12 protein-coding genes, 1 tRNA gene and 5 pseudogenes are annotated in these 15,220 nt (G+C 39.4%); 5 read left to right on the top strand and 13 right to left on the bottom strand.

What is annotated here, in order from left to right:
- Positions 1–58: 58 nt before the first annotated feature.
- The 5 genes and pseudogenes from M998_RS04045 to M998_RS04065 form a co-directional block, all read right to left on the bottom strand.
- A pseudogene (locus M998_RS04045) lies at positions 59–715 on the bottom strand (phage minor head protein); the annotation flags it as partial.
- Positions 716–732: 17 nt separating this feature from the next.
- Positions 733–1,125, bottom strand: a pseudogene (locus M998_RS04050) (DUF4055 domain-containing protein); the annotation flags it as partial.
- Positions 1,121–1,388: pseudogene (locus M998_RS04055) on the bottom strand (hypothetical protein); the annotation flags it as partial. The pseudogenes M998_RS04055 and M998_RS04050, both read right to left, overlap by 5 nt.
- Position 1,389: 1 nt before the next feature.
- The gene (locus tag M998_RS04060) at positions 1,390–1,614 is read right to left on the bottom strand and encodes a hypothetical protein (protein WP_068442526.1); all 225 of its coding nucleotides are present in this window, start codon (positions 1,612–1,614) and stop codon (positions 1,390–1,392) included.
- On the bottom strand, positions 1,608–1,916 hold the full coding sequence (locus M998_RS04065; RefSeq protein WP_068907680.1) for a terminase small subunit: 309 nt from the start codon (positions 1,914–1,916) through the stop codon (positions 1,608–1,610). The genes M998_RS04060 and M998_RS04065 overlap by 7 nt, the downstream gene beginning before the upstream one ends.
- Positions 1,917–2,247: 331 nt before the next feature.
- Here M998_RS04065 and M998_RS19530 point away from each other — a divergent pair, with 331 nt between their 5' ends.
- Positions 2,248–2,568, top strand: coding sequence for a hypothetical protein (locus M998_RS19530; protein WP_145980647.1), 321 nt, complete (start codon positions 2,248–2,250; stop codon positions 2,566–2,568).
- Positions 2,569–2,629: 61 nt separating this feature from the next.
- Here M998_RS19530 and M998_RS20160 read toward each other — a convergent pair.
- The 5 genes and pseudogenes from M998_RS20160 to M998_RS20035 all read right to left on the bottom strand — a co-directional run.
- Positions 2,630–2,833: pseudogene (locus tag M998_RS20160) on the bottom strand (DUF551 domain-containing protein); the annotation flags it as partial.
- Between the two features lie 91 nt (positions 2,834–2,924).
- Positions 2,925–3,350: a hypothetical protein gene (locus M998_RS04075; RefSeq protein WP_068907684.1), complete on the bottom strand. Its 426-nt coding sequence runs from the start codon at positions 3,348–3,350 to the stop codon at positions 2,925–2,927.
- A 92-nt stretch (positions 3,351–3,442) separates the two neighbouring features.
- On the bottom strand, positions 3,443–3,928 hold the full coding sequence (locus tag M998_RS04080; protein ID WP_068442511.1) for a hypothetical protein: 486 nt from the start codon (positions 3,926–3,928) through the stop codon (positions 3,443–3,445).
- A gap of 139 nt (positions 3,929–4,067) precedes the next feature.
- Positions 4,068–4,232, bottom strand: a pseudogene (locus tag M998_RS19800) (KilA-N domain-containing protein); the annotation flags it as partial.
- A gap of 180 nt (positions 4,233–4,412) precedes the next feature.
- The gene (locus M998_RS20035; RefSeq protein WP_068442509.1) at positions 4,413–4,733 is read right to left on the bottom strand and encodes a hypothetical protein; all 321 of its coding nucleotides are present in this window, start codon (positions 4,731–4,733) and stop codon (positions 4,413–4,415) included.
- 917 nt (positions 4,734–5,650) lie between these two features.
- Between M998_RS20035 and M998_RS19910 the strand changes: the two genes are divergently transcribed.
- Both M998_RS19910 and M998_RS19915 read left to right on the top strand, forming a co-directional pair.
- Entirely contained in the window at positions 5,651–6,109 is a 459-nt protein-coding gene (locus tag M998_RS19910) for a tyrosine-type recombinase/integrase (protein WP_074379422.1), read from the top strand.
- A gap of 5 nt (positions 6,110–6,114) precedes the next feature.
- A complete protein-coding gene (locus tag M998_RS19915) occupies positions 6,115–6,387 on the top strand; it encodes a site-specific integrase (protein ID WP_074379425.1) in 273 nt (90 codons plus the stop codon).
- Between the two features lie 34 nt (positions 6,388–6,421).
- Here M998_RS19915 and M998_RS04100 read toward each other — a convergent pair.
- Positions 6,422–6,497, bottom strand: a tRNA-Lys gene (locus M998_RS04100).
- Between the two features lie 256 nt (positions 6,498–6,753).
- Here M998_RS04100 and cycA point away from each other — a divergent pair.
- Positions 6,754–8,154, top strand: a complete 1,401-nt coding sequence (gene cycA / locus M998_RS04105) for a D-serine/D-alanine/glycine transporter (RefSeq protein WP_068907685.1) — start codon at positions 6,754–6,756, stop codon at positions 8,152–8,154.
- A gap of 96 nt (positions 8,155–8,250) precedes the next feature.
- On the opposite strand, the gene putP is transcribed toward cycA, so the two are convergent.
- Positions 8,251–9,735, bottom strand: coding sequence for a sodium/proline symporter PutP (putP, locus tag M998_RS04110; RefSeq protein WP_068907688.1), 1,485 nt, complete (start codon positions 9,733–9,735; stop codon positions 8,251–8,253).
- 518 nt (positions 9,736–10,253) lie between these two features.
- Here putP and putA point away from each other — a divergent pair.
- On the top strand, positions 10,254–14,237 hold the full coding sequence (gene putA, locus M998_RS04115; RefSeq protein ID WP_068907690.1) for a trifunctional transcriptional regulator/proline dehydrogenase/L-glutamate gamma-semialdehyde dehydrogenase: 3,984 nt from the start codon (positions 10,254–10,256) through the stop codon (positions 14,235–14,237).
- A 264-nt stretch (positions 14,238–14,501) separates the two neighbouring features.
- On the opposite strand, the gene fliZ is transcribed toward putA, so the two are convergent.
- Positions 14,502–15,014 (bottom strand): flagella biosynthesis regulatory protein FliZ, encoded by a 513-nt coding sequence (gene fliZ / locus M998_RS04120; protein ID WP_068442498.1) that lies wholly within the window; start codon positions 15,012–15,014, stop codon positions 14,502–14,504.
- Between the last annotated feature and the right edge of the window lie 206 nt (positions 15,015–15,220).

Consider the following 15,220-nt stretch of genomic DNA (forward strand, 5'->3'; position numbering starts at 1 on the left):
CACCCAATAACAGGTATAAAAAAAGACCCCATTAGGAGTCTCTTATTTGTGCGTTTTTTTACAGCCCTGCTCGGCGAAACACCTCACTATTAATTTGTTTAAGTTGCTCTAGCGTCATGTATTCACCTTTATCCGTATCCGTCACGCATGAGCGAGGCACGAGTTTTACCAGTATTTCATCTTGCCTCTCTGGCTTTTGGCTTCTCAACCAATCAGAGTAATTAACCTCAGAGGGGATTTGCCCATCCATACTGGCTCTTGAGCTATTAGGGATATCACGAATATCAAACCCTAATTCTTTCTCCGATTTCAAAACAAGTACCTCTGTCGAACGACAACAAAAATGCAGCTTGCCGGGGTCTTGTAAATACGGGATTTTATGTCCAATGGGCTTGTTATCCATTGTGTACATAAGCTGGTCGCGGATCATACACTCTGGCGTTGTTCGTTTATCCAATGTTGATATCCATCGTTTGCCTTTAACAATGTCACTATTCGCACTAGCAAAGTGGTCACGACTTACTGATGCCATATGTCCTAATGCAGTCTTAGTAATACTGATTGCATTCAAACGACTGACTTGTAAGGCGCTATCTTGATAACCTCTATTAGCATGACCTCGCACTTTTCTAGCTATCTGCTCTGTTGTATCTCCAAGTAAAAATCCCTGACGGACAACATTCGATATCCTTGCCATGCGGTCAGCTTCAAGATTCTTCATCTAGCCTTTCAATAAGCAACAAGCAATGGAACCCGAGCAACATGCAAGATGTTGTCTTGTTCGCTTTGGCTTTGCCAGTGCTTAATGTTCAAATTCGCGAGATTTAATAATGGAGGCGAGCCTCGCATGAATCCTGTTCGTTTCGTGTAAAGAGTAACTAGTGGAATATCATCACGAGAAGTTTGCCATTCTTCATGTAGAACCCATGCTTCGTACCCATTCGCACCTTTGTTTCTTCGATAAATAACAACTTTTCTTGGCATGATATGCCGAATTTGCTCTACCTTTGTTTGTCCAAAATCATTTCCATCAACAGTGATAACTTCTTTTACACGTAATTCGGTGAGAAACGTCTTTCCGCCTTTAGTTTCTGACTTCCAACCAATGACTTGCCGAGGGTTTAGCGTCATTTAAAGTATGTGCTATCAATGCATACTTAGCAGATTCAAACAGAGCGGCATCTAGCTGCACAATACAAACAAGTGTAGTAAAGCCAAGTTGACGAGCCTTTAAAATTATATTGCGTGTATTCATACTGCTCAGGTGTCATTCTAAACTTTACTTTTTTACCTCTTTTGTTAGTAATGAAATAAAGATTATTTAGACGCCAAAATCTATCTTTAAGGTTCTTTTTTAACACCTCAAATTGCTGATTTTTTGCAGCCATATCATGACTCCGAGGATATCTCTTTCAGCAACTCAGACATTTGCTTAATGGCTGCTTTCGGATCATGGAGTTTTAACTTGATGCCGTCTTTACTTGCTGTGAGTTCAGATATTGCTGCTAATGATTTAGGGTCTTGCAAGGTGGAGTCTTTAAATTTCCACACAGCTTGAATAACAGGATTGCCATCATCATCAACGCCCATTTTATGCTCACTGAACTCTACCATTTCTGTGAGCTACGTCCGATTGAAGATAGCCGCTCTAAGGCTTCCTCACGCGTCATGATGTCACTAGAAATGGCGGTCTCATTCACTGAATCCAAGAACGATTTCACGTTAGGATTTGTTAGGATTTCACTTGCGCATGAGCGTGCTGTTTCTTCTGTCTTAGCCTTATAGCCAGCCTGTTTATAGGCATCTGTTTGATTCAGTCCTTTCAAGATGCCTAATACGAATTTCTGCTGTAATTTCGTCAGGGCATCAAAAAGAACCTTTTGCTCATCTGTGAGCGTCGGTTTTTTCTGAGCCATAGTGTTTCCTTTAATGTATGCTTTATAAAAATGAGCCTATTTAGATAAGCTCCGCCATAACTATTTCGTTTCAAGGATGACTGATGGGTATAACTGCTGAATTCATTGAGGTGAGAGTCGTATTGACCTCCCTTTTTTGCCTGTTATTGACATAAATTATTTGTCCCATAGGGCATATTTAAGTTGCAAAGTAATCATATATTTCGATGAGGAGCCTAAGCGTATCCTAAATATATATTCAGCACGTGATAAAGATGGATATGTTCTTGAGCAATGCTTTAAGGAAATTAAAATTAATCAGGAAATAGTCGCGATTCTTCATGGTGTCCATGTGCACCTCTATAATCTAGAAACAGGCTCTACATATAGTGTTGCTTTTAATGATTACGTTGGGCACATCTACTCAACACCTAATATCCATTCCAACAAGCTCACTTCAGACTTTATCGTAACCACTTTTCAATATGCTTTTCTCGTGAATATTAATAGTGGGATTAAGTGGCGATCACCGCAATGTGCAATTGATGGCGTTATTATTCACGAGATAGATAATGACATCATCTATGGTTCTGGCGAATGGGACCCTCCTGGTGGATGGGAGCCTTTTCAGCTAGATATTTATACGGGTAAGTTTTTACACCATCTAAATTAAAAAGCCGGCTCACTCGAACTGGCTTTGTGATTAGCTATTTTTTGTAATATAAAAACCCGCACTAGGCGGATTGGTGTGTATAGATAATTAATTTCCCATGTGGTCTGCTTGGCATAGGCATCCAATGTGTCACTTTGTCGCCGTGAAAATGAGTGTTTCCATCAAAAGAAACATCACAAAAATCATATTCATACCTAGCAACATCCACACCACTTTCTGTACAAATAATAAACATGGTTTGTTGAGTAGCTGGCTTTGGTAATTCATCTTTAACTGAAACTCAATGCATGATATAGCCTCTTTCTTTGAATTAGACTACGTATTATCACATAAAAAAACCGCAAAGTGACATGCCATTACTGATTACTTAGCCTTTTCTTTAATGCTTTAGCGTTTTCCAAAGATGTCTTAGCACTGCTTAATTCACTCATCGCATTTTTAATCATTCTACTTTCTTTGTTCGGGTTATTTCCCCTACAGTCCCAATTGGGGTCAGTAACCTTTTCAACTCGTTGTTGTGCAAGCTGTAGCCGCCTCTCCGCTGCTTCAATATCGCTTGCAGAAAGCAACCATTTATCATAATAATTCTTGGCTTCTTCCGTTTTTTTTAAAAATTCAACAACATCATTTTTTCTAACCGTCATGGAAGACAAATAATATAGACACCACTCTTTAGCGTCTTTAGGCTTGAAATACCAATCTCGAACCCACATCCCATCAAAATTAGTTAGGTCATGAGTAAAAACAAAGCCATTCAAGCTGTGCTCTTTCTGTAAAGCCATATAGCCCCCATTATCTATAAAAAATAATTATAAATCATTTCATAGACTCTGGTGTATGGTTCTATATTCAATAAGATTGCTTGCATGAAAAATTATGACAAAGGATTGTTTATCCTTATATCAGTTAATTCCTTTTCGGTTAAACCAAAGCTAATTATCGATTCTGCTTTCAAAGTGTCAGAATCTCCTAAAAGATGCTTTCTTATATCTATCAATATCTGCTCAATATTTTTCGCCCCTTTTTCATGAGCAAGAATCTCAGATAAATCACTGGCAATTTGCTCAGGCAGCCAAATAAATGCCTGATATGTCAATGTTCGTAGTTTTCTCCTATCACTAGGACGACTCACCCACTCAGCCAATAATTCAGCAATCAAGGCAGACTTCAGCCTTACCTCCCTTGAATTTTTCTCTTCCTCTAAATTCAGTAGGTTTTGCGTTTTTATTTCTTCCAACGCTTTATTATATTGATGCTTTACAGAGTTATTGATTTTCGCTGATATCCATATACGTAAAATAAACGGCATAGCAGTAATTAATAGAAGGGTAATAATTTGCAATATAATTGTTGAATTCATCTAATTCTCCATTAGATAATAGTTTTTTGCCTAAAAAAAGCTAACAGATTCTATCTAACTTTAAATAATTTGTAATGCGTTAATAATCTTCAAAAGACCTCCACAGAAAAGCTTTCGCATAAAAAGGCCGCTAAGCTACCTATTCAATATTTGGTAAGTACATTTGAGCCTCTTTTAAAATCCGCTCCCTTGCAGTAAGCAATAATTGTTTTCTACCACCTGCCCCCCAATTGGCCATTGCCCTTGCGCAACTACTTACGTTTTTAGTTTCAGTGTTGATGATATGGTCTAGTTTGTTCAGCTTATCCACCCCCTGCGGAGTGTTCCGTGATTAAAGTTAATAGATAGCCGCGCACAATCTCTATGCGTCAATTAAGTGTGGTTGATTAGAATTCTGTGGCGGCGTATACGTGACCATCTTCCCGACGTTGGCAAAATGGTAGAAGCAAAAAAGACCACACTAGGCGACCTCTTGAAATAGAATTTATAAAACGAACATCAGAATAAGAAGAGCTACCAGCATAAATCCTTGGATTTTAGCTATTATATTATGTGCATAATAAGGTGAGCTCTTACGAGCCGCCTTTTCACGGCTCTCAAACGAGAAAGCCACACATGATAATGAGTAGATTCCATAACAAATAGTAATACCGACCTGTACGAGGATAACTGAAAAATATTTACCCACTAGCCAGTGGTCTTTTCCATTATTAAAAAAAATGTTACTTACTGATAAATATACGAAGACCATTGCACCAATAAAAAATAAAAGCCACATCACTGTATCTTTATAATTTTTTTGCATTCTACGTCGACCTAAAACGTTACATTTAAATTTACTTTAACTTAAGTGTTTCAAATTTAGCATGTGAACTATCCGGAAATTCCGGAGAGTTGGAATTTAAGGTAATGCGTGATAAAACATATGCACTTAACTTAAATGGAATTTACTATGAATGTCTCTTTTTTGAGCTTCAACTTTTTCATAATATCTCTTTTCTTTTTCATTATTCCCTTTATTTATATTATATCGAACGAAAATAAAGATGACCCCTTCACGACACTTAGCTCAACATCAATTATTTTTTACGTTATTGTGTGCTTGCTATTATTTGAATAACTATAAAACGTAACAAAGCCCCTCCAAAGTGAGGCTCTGCTTTGAACTTGTTAACCGCTCTATGTTTTAATGCAGTGAGTTTATCACAAACTATACATGTAAATTTCGCGATATCCAGTCTTTCCTCGTCGAAAAAACACTATGTGGTATCGATTGTTTGCTATTGTTCCAGCTCCTCTCTTTTTATTGCGTAATATAGCTCTTCTTCCAAAATTTCAAGCGCCCATTCAATGTGTCTCGTACATTGTTGAATGCTAACATCTTGTCAGAATCTTAATTCTCACGCCATCTTTTGCGTGTATTTGCAGTCACAATAACGTTTAATTGCTACATGACGGATTGGGTTACTTAGTTTGAATGTCTTGTTAATAACCATCTCAATAAAAGCGGCATCATCTGATTCTTTGGCGAGAGCGATGAGGTCGCTTACTTTTGCGTTTAATGTTTGATGGGATATCTTAAATAACTCTTCACCGCGGTAGCTCTTCTTAAAGTAATCGTTAATTACTTTGATAATTCGAGTTCTGTAGTGGCTTATTTACTTTAAAGGTAGAAAATTAAGCTCTATCACTAATAATGAATGCCAAGACTTGATAGCTAAGATGAAAAACAGGGGGTCACAGAAAGGCTTCCCATCTCAATCATCGAAGTATTCACACTTGGCATTTATTCGCTCACTACTGAGGATGGCTGCTAATGAGTGGGGTTGGTTAAAAAGCGCTCCATATATTAAGGCCATACCACCAAGGCAAGTTAGGGTTAAGTGTCTGACTCGAGAGCAAGCTACAGCGTTAATTGATAATGCCGTCGATTACCTAAAGCCAGTTATTACCTTTGCATTGGCTACTGGTCTGCGAAGGGGGAATATACTTGGCCTTGAATGGAGTCAGGTTGATTTAGTGAGAAAAGTAGCTTGGATTAACCCTGAGCAATCCAAGAACTATCGTGCAATAGGTGTTTCGCTCAATGACACTGCTTGTCAGATTATTCGGGATCAGATAGGCAGACATACTAAATATGTTTTGTCAGAGAGCGTAAGCAAAATGGTGTTATTGATTTAGTGCCAATGACGGTTAACGCAAACAAGGCATTTAATTCTGCCATGAAAAGAGCGGGTATTGAAGGGTTTCATTTTCATGATTTGCGTCACACTTGGGCAAGCTGGTTAATTCAAGCCGGTGTACCGTTATCGGCATTACAAGAAATGGGCGGCTGGGAAAGCATAGAAATGGTTAAACGATATGCTCATTTATCACCCATTCACTTGCAAGAACACGCCAAAAACATCGATGATATTTTAAATGTGAATGGCACGAATATGGCACGCAAGATAATTTGATAACTCACAATCACACGTAACACATTGTTTTATTTGGTGGGTTGTGTGGGGATCGAACCCACGACCGAGTGATTAAGAGTCACCTACTCTGCCAACTGAGCTAACAACCCACTACGAAATATTTAACGCCTATCAATTGGTACAGTCAATGATATTCTGCTATTTTTATTGGGTAAGTTAATTTTAAGTTACGAATGTTAAACCTACGATAATAATAGCTTGATTTAGCATCACTCCGATTACAGTACGTGAAGTTTTTCTTACTCTAATTGAGATTTATGTCACAATATTTCGCGCAAACATAACCACATAAATAAAAAAATACTGTGGCCAAACACAACAAATCACTACCGGACATATTACAGTATGGAAGAAAATGCGACTTCAACTCCTAGTCAGCCCACGGCTGACCGAAATCAATTACAACGTAGTCTAAGTAACCGCCATATTCAGCTCATTGCAATAGGTGGTGCCATCGGCACTGGCCTGTTTATGGGTTCAGGGAAAACCATCTCTCTTGCGGGTCCATCAATCATATTCGTCTATATGATCATTGGCTTTGTGCTCTTTTTTGTGATGCGAGCCATGGGGGAATTACTGCTTTCAAATCTTGAATATAAATCATTCAGTGATTTTTCAGCGGATCTTATCGGTCCATGGGCAGGATTCTTTGTTGGTTGGACCTATTGGTTCTGCTGGGTTATCACCGGTATTGCAGACATCATTGCAATTACGTCTTATGTTAGTTTCTGGGTTCCTGATTATCCTGAGTGGATTACCTCTTTTATTTGCGTAATAACACTACTGACATTAAACCTTGTATCCGTAAAATTATTTGGCGAAATGGAATTCTGGTTTGCAATGATAAAAATTGTTGCCATCGTTGCTTTAATCGCCGTGGGTGGCACTCTTATCGCAATGAATTTCCAGTCACCAACAGGTCATACGGCTTCATTAAGTAATATATGGAATGATGGCGGAATGTTCCCAATGGGGATCAGCGGCTTTTTTGCAGGTTTCCAGATAGCGATATTTGCCTTCGTTGGGATTGAGCTTGTCGGCACTGCCGCAGCAGAAACCCGCGATCCTGAAAAATCACTCCCTAAAGCCATCAATGCTATCCCTATTCGTATCATTGCATTCTATGTTTTATCATTAATTGTGATCATGGCCGTCACGCCTTGGCGTACAATATTGGCAGATAAAAGCCCATTCGTTGAAATGTTTGTCTTGATTAGCCTTCCAGCAGCAGCAAGTATTGTGAACTTTGTGGTATTAACCTCTGCGGCCTCTTCCGCGAATAGTGGCGTATTTTCGACTAGCCGTATGCTATTTGGTCTATCCAAAGAGGGAGATGCCCCTAAACAATTTAGCCAGCTATCGAAAAAAGCGGTGCCGGCTACAGGCTTGATATTCACCTGCATTTGCTTAAGTTTTGGTATCGTTCTTATCTATTTTATTCCAGATATCATGCATGCATTTACGCTCGTGACAACGGTGTCAGCCATTTTGTTTATGTTTATCTGGAGCATGATCTTATGTAGCTATCTCAATTTCCGTAAGAGACGCCCTGAATTACATAAATCTTCACGCTACAAAATGCCTGCGGGTATCGTCATGTCATGGGTTAGCTTAGTATTTTTCGCATTCATGATTATATTGCTCGCATTTCAACACGATACAAGGCAAGCATTAGTCGCGACACCTGTTTGGTTTATTATCCTCTTTATAGGCTACCAAATTGTGAAGCGCCGTAAAGCCAACTAAGCCCTTGCAAAAAAATGATATATGACAAAAAGGCCTGAACGTGGAAATCATGTTCAGGCCTTTTAATTAGCGAGCTAATTAATCATAACGAAATAATTATTTCACATTATATTCAGCTTCCGCTTCTTCAAACCGCGCTTGTGCCGCTGCACTTGGTGCTTTGGTCAGCATACTAACAACATAAATAGCTATTGCGGCGAAAACAAAGCCTGGAATGATCTCATATAAACCAAACCATTTAAACTTCATCCAAACTAGAACCGTCACTGCACCAACAAGCATACCCGCTAGCGCACCTGTCCGAGTCATACGCTTCCACATTACAGACATGAGTACCACAGGCCCAAATGCTGCACCAAAACCAGCCCATGCATTACTTACCAATGCCAATACTTTGCTGTTAGGATCCCGAGCAATATAGATAGCTATCGCTGCAACCAATAGCACCATAAAACGCCCCACCCACACTAACTCTTTTTGGCTTGCTGTTTTGCGAATAAAAGGTTTGTATAAATCTTCCGTTAACGCACTTGCACACACTAATAATTGGCAACTTAATGTACTCATGACTGCGGCTAGAATTGCTGATAATAAAATACCGGCAATCCATGGATTAAACAGTATTCCTGCAAGTTCCATAAATATGCGTTCATTATTATTATTTACCGCAGCAGCTTGGCCTGGATTCATTTCAAAATAACCAATTCCGAAAAACCCTACGGCGATCGTCCCTACAAGGCACAATACCATCCAAGTCATACTAATTCGTCTTGCAGAACGAATGGTATGATGTGAATCAGCCGCCATAAAGCGCGCTAAAATATGGGGTTGTCCAAAATAGCCTAAACCCCAACCCAATAATGAAAGAATGGCAATAAAGTTCATGCCTTTAAACATATCAAGATATTCAGGATTCTTTGCTTTAATAACCTCAATCGAGGTATCTATTCCACCCATTGATAGAATAACTACAACCGGTGTTAATATCAGTGCAAAAATCATCAATGAAGCTTGAACGGTATCTGTCCAGCTAACGGCTAAAAAACCCCCTAAGAATGTATACGCAATGGTTGCTAACGCACCAAGCCACATCGCTTTTTCGTAACTGATATTAAATGTACTTTCAAACAATAAGCCTCCAGCGACGACCCCTGAAGCACAATAAATAGTGAAGAAGACTAAGATAACCACTGCGGAGATAATCCGAAGAATTTTGCTTTTATCTTCAAAACGACTTGTAAAATAATCAGGTAACGTTAAGGCATTATTATTTTTTTCAGTTTGAACGCGTAAACGACCTGCGACAAACAGCCAGTTAAGATAGGCACCTAGGCTCAGACCAATTGCTATCCAGCTTTCTGAGATCCCAGCAAGGAAAATCGCGCCGGGTAATCCCATCAGCAACCAGCCACTCATATCTGAGGCGCCGGCTGATAAGGCCGTGACTACACTTCCTAAACTTCGTCCTCCCAAAATATAATCATCAAAGTTTTTCGTTGAACGATAGGCTAGGTAGCCAATAAGTAACATGCCAGAAATGTATACGATGAACGTGATAATCATCGGAGTGCTTACAGTCATCCGTTATCTCCATTGAATAGCTTTTTGTTATCTTTAATACTCATCAAACCTTAAGGCGAATAGTATTGACTGTATTGATAACTTTTTAATTTCACGATGTTGCACTTAATTGTACAAATATAATTTATTATATGAACACCATGTATGTTGTGATTGTTTGTGTTGCACTAAATTAACAACTTAGCTATTACATGCTAAACAGAGTTACCTATCTTTAACAAGAAATTAACTATTTTTTATTCTATAAATAGAATCCATATCACAAATGTTAATATTCTAAGTCAAATTCTTAATTAATTGATTAACTAAACCCTTATTTTCAAAATTGATTTAATCATTTGATATATATACAGATTAATTATTAATTTTTTAAAATTATATTTGATAGTTTGAAAAACAAGATATGTTTCACATTTCTTCTCGATATCGCATTAACAATGTTGCACAAAGTTGCAACATTGAGGTAATGTTGTGTAACTTTTCTATTTTTAAACACCTTTTGAACTAGAGGAATTAAGATGAGTAGCACAACAACTATGGGTGTGAGACTTGATGAAGCAACTCGTGAACGTATTAAATCGGCTGCTCAACGCCTTGATCGGACCTCTCATTGGCTTATCAAGCAAGCTATCTATAACTATTTAGAACAATTAGATAATGAACAATTTATTCCTGAATTATCAGGAAATGCAGAGAATAAAGATAACCAATCAATTGATGATGACTCAAGCATAGAGTCTAATTATCAGCCTTTTTTAGATTTTGCCGAACATATTTTACCACAATCAGTAAAACGCTCAGCGATTACTTCCGCCTATCGGATCCCTGAAACCCAAGCAGTTCCTATGTTATTGCAACAAGCGCAACTCCCTACAGAGCAAGCAGAAGCCGCACATAAATTAGCCTACTCAATTGCCGAAAAACTGCGTAATCAAAAAAATGGTGTTGGCCGCTCAGGACTCGTACAAGGGTTGTTACAAGAATTTTCACTGTCGTCACAAGAAGGTGTGGCACTTATGTGCCTTGCAGAAGCCTTGTTGCGTATTCCAGATAAAGCCACTCGCGATGCACTTATTCGCGATAAAATTAGCAACGGCAACTGGCAGTCACATTTAGGACAAAGTAGTTCTATGTTTGTGAATGCGGCAACATGGGGATTGCTCTTTACTGGTAAATTGGTCTCTACCCATAATGAAGCCAAGCTCTCTACCTCACTAAACCGTATCATCAGCAAAAGTAGTGAGCCATTGGTGCGCAAAGGTGTAGATATGGCAATGCGCTTGATGGGAGAGCAATTTGTTACCGGTGAAACTATCGCTCAAGCACTCGCTAATGCAGGAAAATTAGAAAGCAAAGGCTTCCGCTATTCTTATGATATGTTAGGTGAAGCCGCTTTAACGGAAAAAGATGCTCAAGATTATATGGTGTCTTACCAACAGGCTATTCATGCCATCGGTAAAGCCTCTAACGGTCGTGGTATTTATGAAGGCCCTGGTATCTCGATTAAATTATCTGCGCTACATCCTCGCTATAGCCGTGCGCAATATTCACGTGTTATGGATGAGCTTTATCCCCGCTTACTCTCATTAGTTTTGCAAGCACATCAATATGATATTGGAATTAATATTGATGCAGAAGAAGCCGATCGACTGGAAATATCGTTAGATTTACTCGAAAAACTGTGTTTTGAGCCACAACTTGAAGGCTGGAACGGAATTGGTTTTGTTATTCAAGCCTACCTTAAACGTTGTCCATTTGTCATTGATTCAATTATCGACCTTGCGCAGCGCAGTCATCGTCGCCTTATGGTGCGTCTCGTTAAAGGTGCTTATTGGGATAGTGAAATTAAACGAGCACAAGTTGATGGTCTAGAGGGCTATCCAGTCTATACCCGTAAGGTATATACCGACGTTTCATATCTTGCTTGTGCGCGTAAATTATTATCTGTTCCTAATTTAATTTACCCTCAATTTGCGACCCATAACGCCCATACGCTTTCAGCTATCTATCAGCTTGCAGGGCAAAACTATTACCCGGGTCAATATGAGTTTCAATGCTTACATGGCATGGGTGAACCTCTGTATGAACAAGTCGTGGGCAAAGTGGCGGATGGAAAACTAAATCGCCCATGCCGAATTTATGCGCCTGTTGGCACACATGAAACCTTACTTGCCTATTTAGTTCGTCGCCTGTTAGAGAATGGTGCCAATACCTCATTTGTGAACCGTATTGCCGATGCCACAATTCCTTTAGATGAACTGGTGGCTGATCCTGTTAAAGATGTTCTTGAATTATCAAAAGTAGAAGGTCAAATCGGCTTACCACACCCTAAAATCCCACTACCTCGCGACTTATATGGTCAACATCGAGTTAACTCAATGGGGTTAGATCTATCGAATGAGCATCGCTTAGCCTCTTTATCTAGCGCTCTACTGACTGCCGCAATGCAAGAAAAAATTGCTGAACCATTATTAGGTGCGGGCTTCAAATCAGAACAACCAACACCTGAATCGATTACGATTATCAACCCAGCTTGTCATAAAGATATTGTCGGCCATGTTCGTGAAGCGACAGAACAAGAAGCGGATCATGCTTTAAATATCGCTAATGACGCCGGTGCTATTTGGTTTGCAACCCCACCGTCAGAGCGTGCAGCCATTTTATTACGTGCTGCAGATATCATGGAGCAGCAACTTCAACCATTACTTGATGTTTTAGTTCGCGAAGCAGGGAAAACTTACGCCAATGCGATCGCTGAAGTTCGAGAAGCTGTTGATTTCTTAAATTATTATGCAACTCAAGTCAGAGATGATTTTGATAATAACACTCATCGCCCGTTAGGACCTGTGGTTTGTATCAGCCCTTGGAACTTCCCTTTAGCTATCTTTTCGGGACAAATTGCAGCCGCTTTAGCCGCTGGTAACCCTGTACTGGCTAAACCTGCGGAGCAGACTCCTCTTGTCGGTGCAATAGCGGTTTCCATCATGCATCAAGCAGGGATCCCTCGAGAAGTTCTACAGTTTTTACCGGGTAAAGGTGAAACTGTGGGCGCAAAACTGGTTGGTGATAGTCGTGTTCGCGGCGTGATGTTTACTGGTTCAACCGAAGTCGCTGGGTTACTACAACGTAATATTGCAGGTAGGTTAGATGCTCAAGGTCGCCCAACGCCGCTAATCGCAGAAACAGGTGGCTTAAATGCGATGATTGTTGATTCATCAGCGCTTACTGAACAAGTTGTCACTGATGTTGTAGCATCAGCATTTGATAGTGCAGGCCAACGCTGCTCAGCTTTACGTATTCTTTGTATTCAAGAAGATGTCGCTGACCGTACCATTCGTATGCTAAAAGGCGCAATGGAAGAGTGTCGGATGGGTAACCCAGAACACCTCTCGACCGATATTGGCCCTGTTATTGATGCCGAAGCAAAAGAGAATATTGAGCAACACATTCAGCAAATGCGCAGCAAAGGCAAACCTGTTTTCCAAGCGGTATTTGAAAGTATCGACGATAAAAAAGAGCAAATGGAAGGAACTTACGTTAAGCCAACATTAATTGAGCTTGATGATGTCAGTGAGCTGAAAAAAGAGATCTTTGGTCCTGTTCTGCATGTTGTTCGCTACAAACGCGAAGCGCTAGGATCATTAGTCGATCAAATCAATGCCGCGGGTTATGGATTAACATTAGGTGTTCATACGCGTATTGATGAAACCATCAATCAAGTAATCAACAAAGCGAAAGTCGGTAATCTTTACGTAAACCGTAATATGGTCGGTGCTGTCGTTGGTGTACAACCATTTGGTGGTGAAGGTCTATCCGGTACTGGGCCTAAAGCCGGGGGACCATTATATTTATACCGCCTTCTAAGCGAACGCCCTAATAATGCGGTTTGTCATACATTAGAACGACAAGATAGTGAATTACCAATGGATGCGAGTGCACGACCTGAATTACTCGAATCTTTCGAAGCCTTCTCTACATGGGCACAGAAAAATGACTCTCTTATTGAATTATCTGTTATTGAATCATTCTCTCGCTTAACGCAAGCGGGTACATCACGTTTACTCCCCGGTCCAACCGGTGAGCGAAACACTTATACCTTGCGCCCTCGTGGCACTATATTATGTCTTAGTGATACTGAAAAAGATTGCTTAATCCAATTAGCAGGCGTGCTCGCAAGTGGCTGCAAATCACTCTGGCCAGAAGACGAGCTTCATCAAAAATTATTTAAATCACTGCCCGAAAAAGTGCGAAAAACAATTTCAATGACAACAGATTGGCAGGGTTCCCAAGAAAGAATTGAAGGCGTTATTTACCATGGAGACAGTGACCAACTTAAGCATGTTTGTGAAGCTATCGCAACGCGCAAAGGGCCAATTATCTCAGTACAAGGCTTTGAGCGAGGGGAAACAAATCTACTGATCGAACGCTTTGTTCATGAACGTTCTCTCAGCGTTAATACTGCCGCAGCTGGTGGTAATGCAAGCTTAATGACCATTGGTTAGTTAGGTCATTAACTTGTAAATACCTAAATAACTTTCAGATAAAAGACAAAGGCCTGAATTCGAAATTAAATGAATTCAGGCCTTATTATTAAGTTAGTTACCTATACCCACTGATTTCGAGCTGTTAGATAGTGAAAGTAATTCATTGAAATATTAGATAAAAAAGGTAAAACCTAAAACGACAAAAGGTGTCCATCGGACACCTTTTTATTATAAGCGACTTAAGTGATTTAAAAACTCACTATTAATCTGACATGTTTGTGCTTAGCTCTTTTCTGATTCCCAGAACAAATACTGCTCATACTTACGTAAAGCAATATTATAATTACTGAAAGCAGAATCTGTCATTTTATCACTTAATTGCTCTTGAACTTTACTTGCAGTAAATTCTTTCATTGAGAAATTAGATGATGACAGTAATTCGTCTAAACGACGTAGACGAACAACATATTCACGAACGGTACTGTGGCTCATTTCAGTCTGTAAGAACAAATACTGCTTAAATGACATGATATCAAAATAATCAGTATTGCTATTGCAATAAATTTCACTACAAAAACGACAAAGTGCAGTAAATTTACCTTGTAATTCGCTCCATGAACCTTCATCAACCAATTCAGTCATATCAGCGATAGCTTCTTTATTTAAGATGTCATCGTTGAATACTAAAGAGATACGATCAAGTGTTTTATGGCAATGCGCGCAATTAGTTTGGCTATGTTTAAAATCTTTGATGTAACGACTCAGAGGCCGTTTCTTTACAATAGAAGCAGACATAATGGTAAAGCCCTGTGTGTAAGTCTAAATATAAAATTGTAACAAGATAAATCCGGTTACATACATGTCATGCCCATAGCATTAATTATTGTCTGCTATGTTGCATCTTGATACGGGTAGACCCATATCTCGTTTTCTTACTTTCCCTTTAGGCGAATATTCATCCTGAGAATGTAATGTAAGAAAATTTATATCCCTTTATTGGA

Origin of the sequence: Providencia heimbachae ATCC 35613 (genome assembly GCF_001655055.1) — a bacterium.
GTDB classification, from domain to species: domain Bacteria; phylum Pseudomonadota; class Gammaproteobacteria; order Enterobacterales; family Enterobacteriaceae; genus Providencia; species Providencia heimbachae.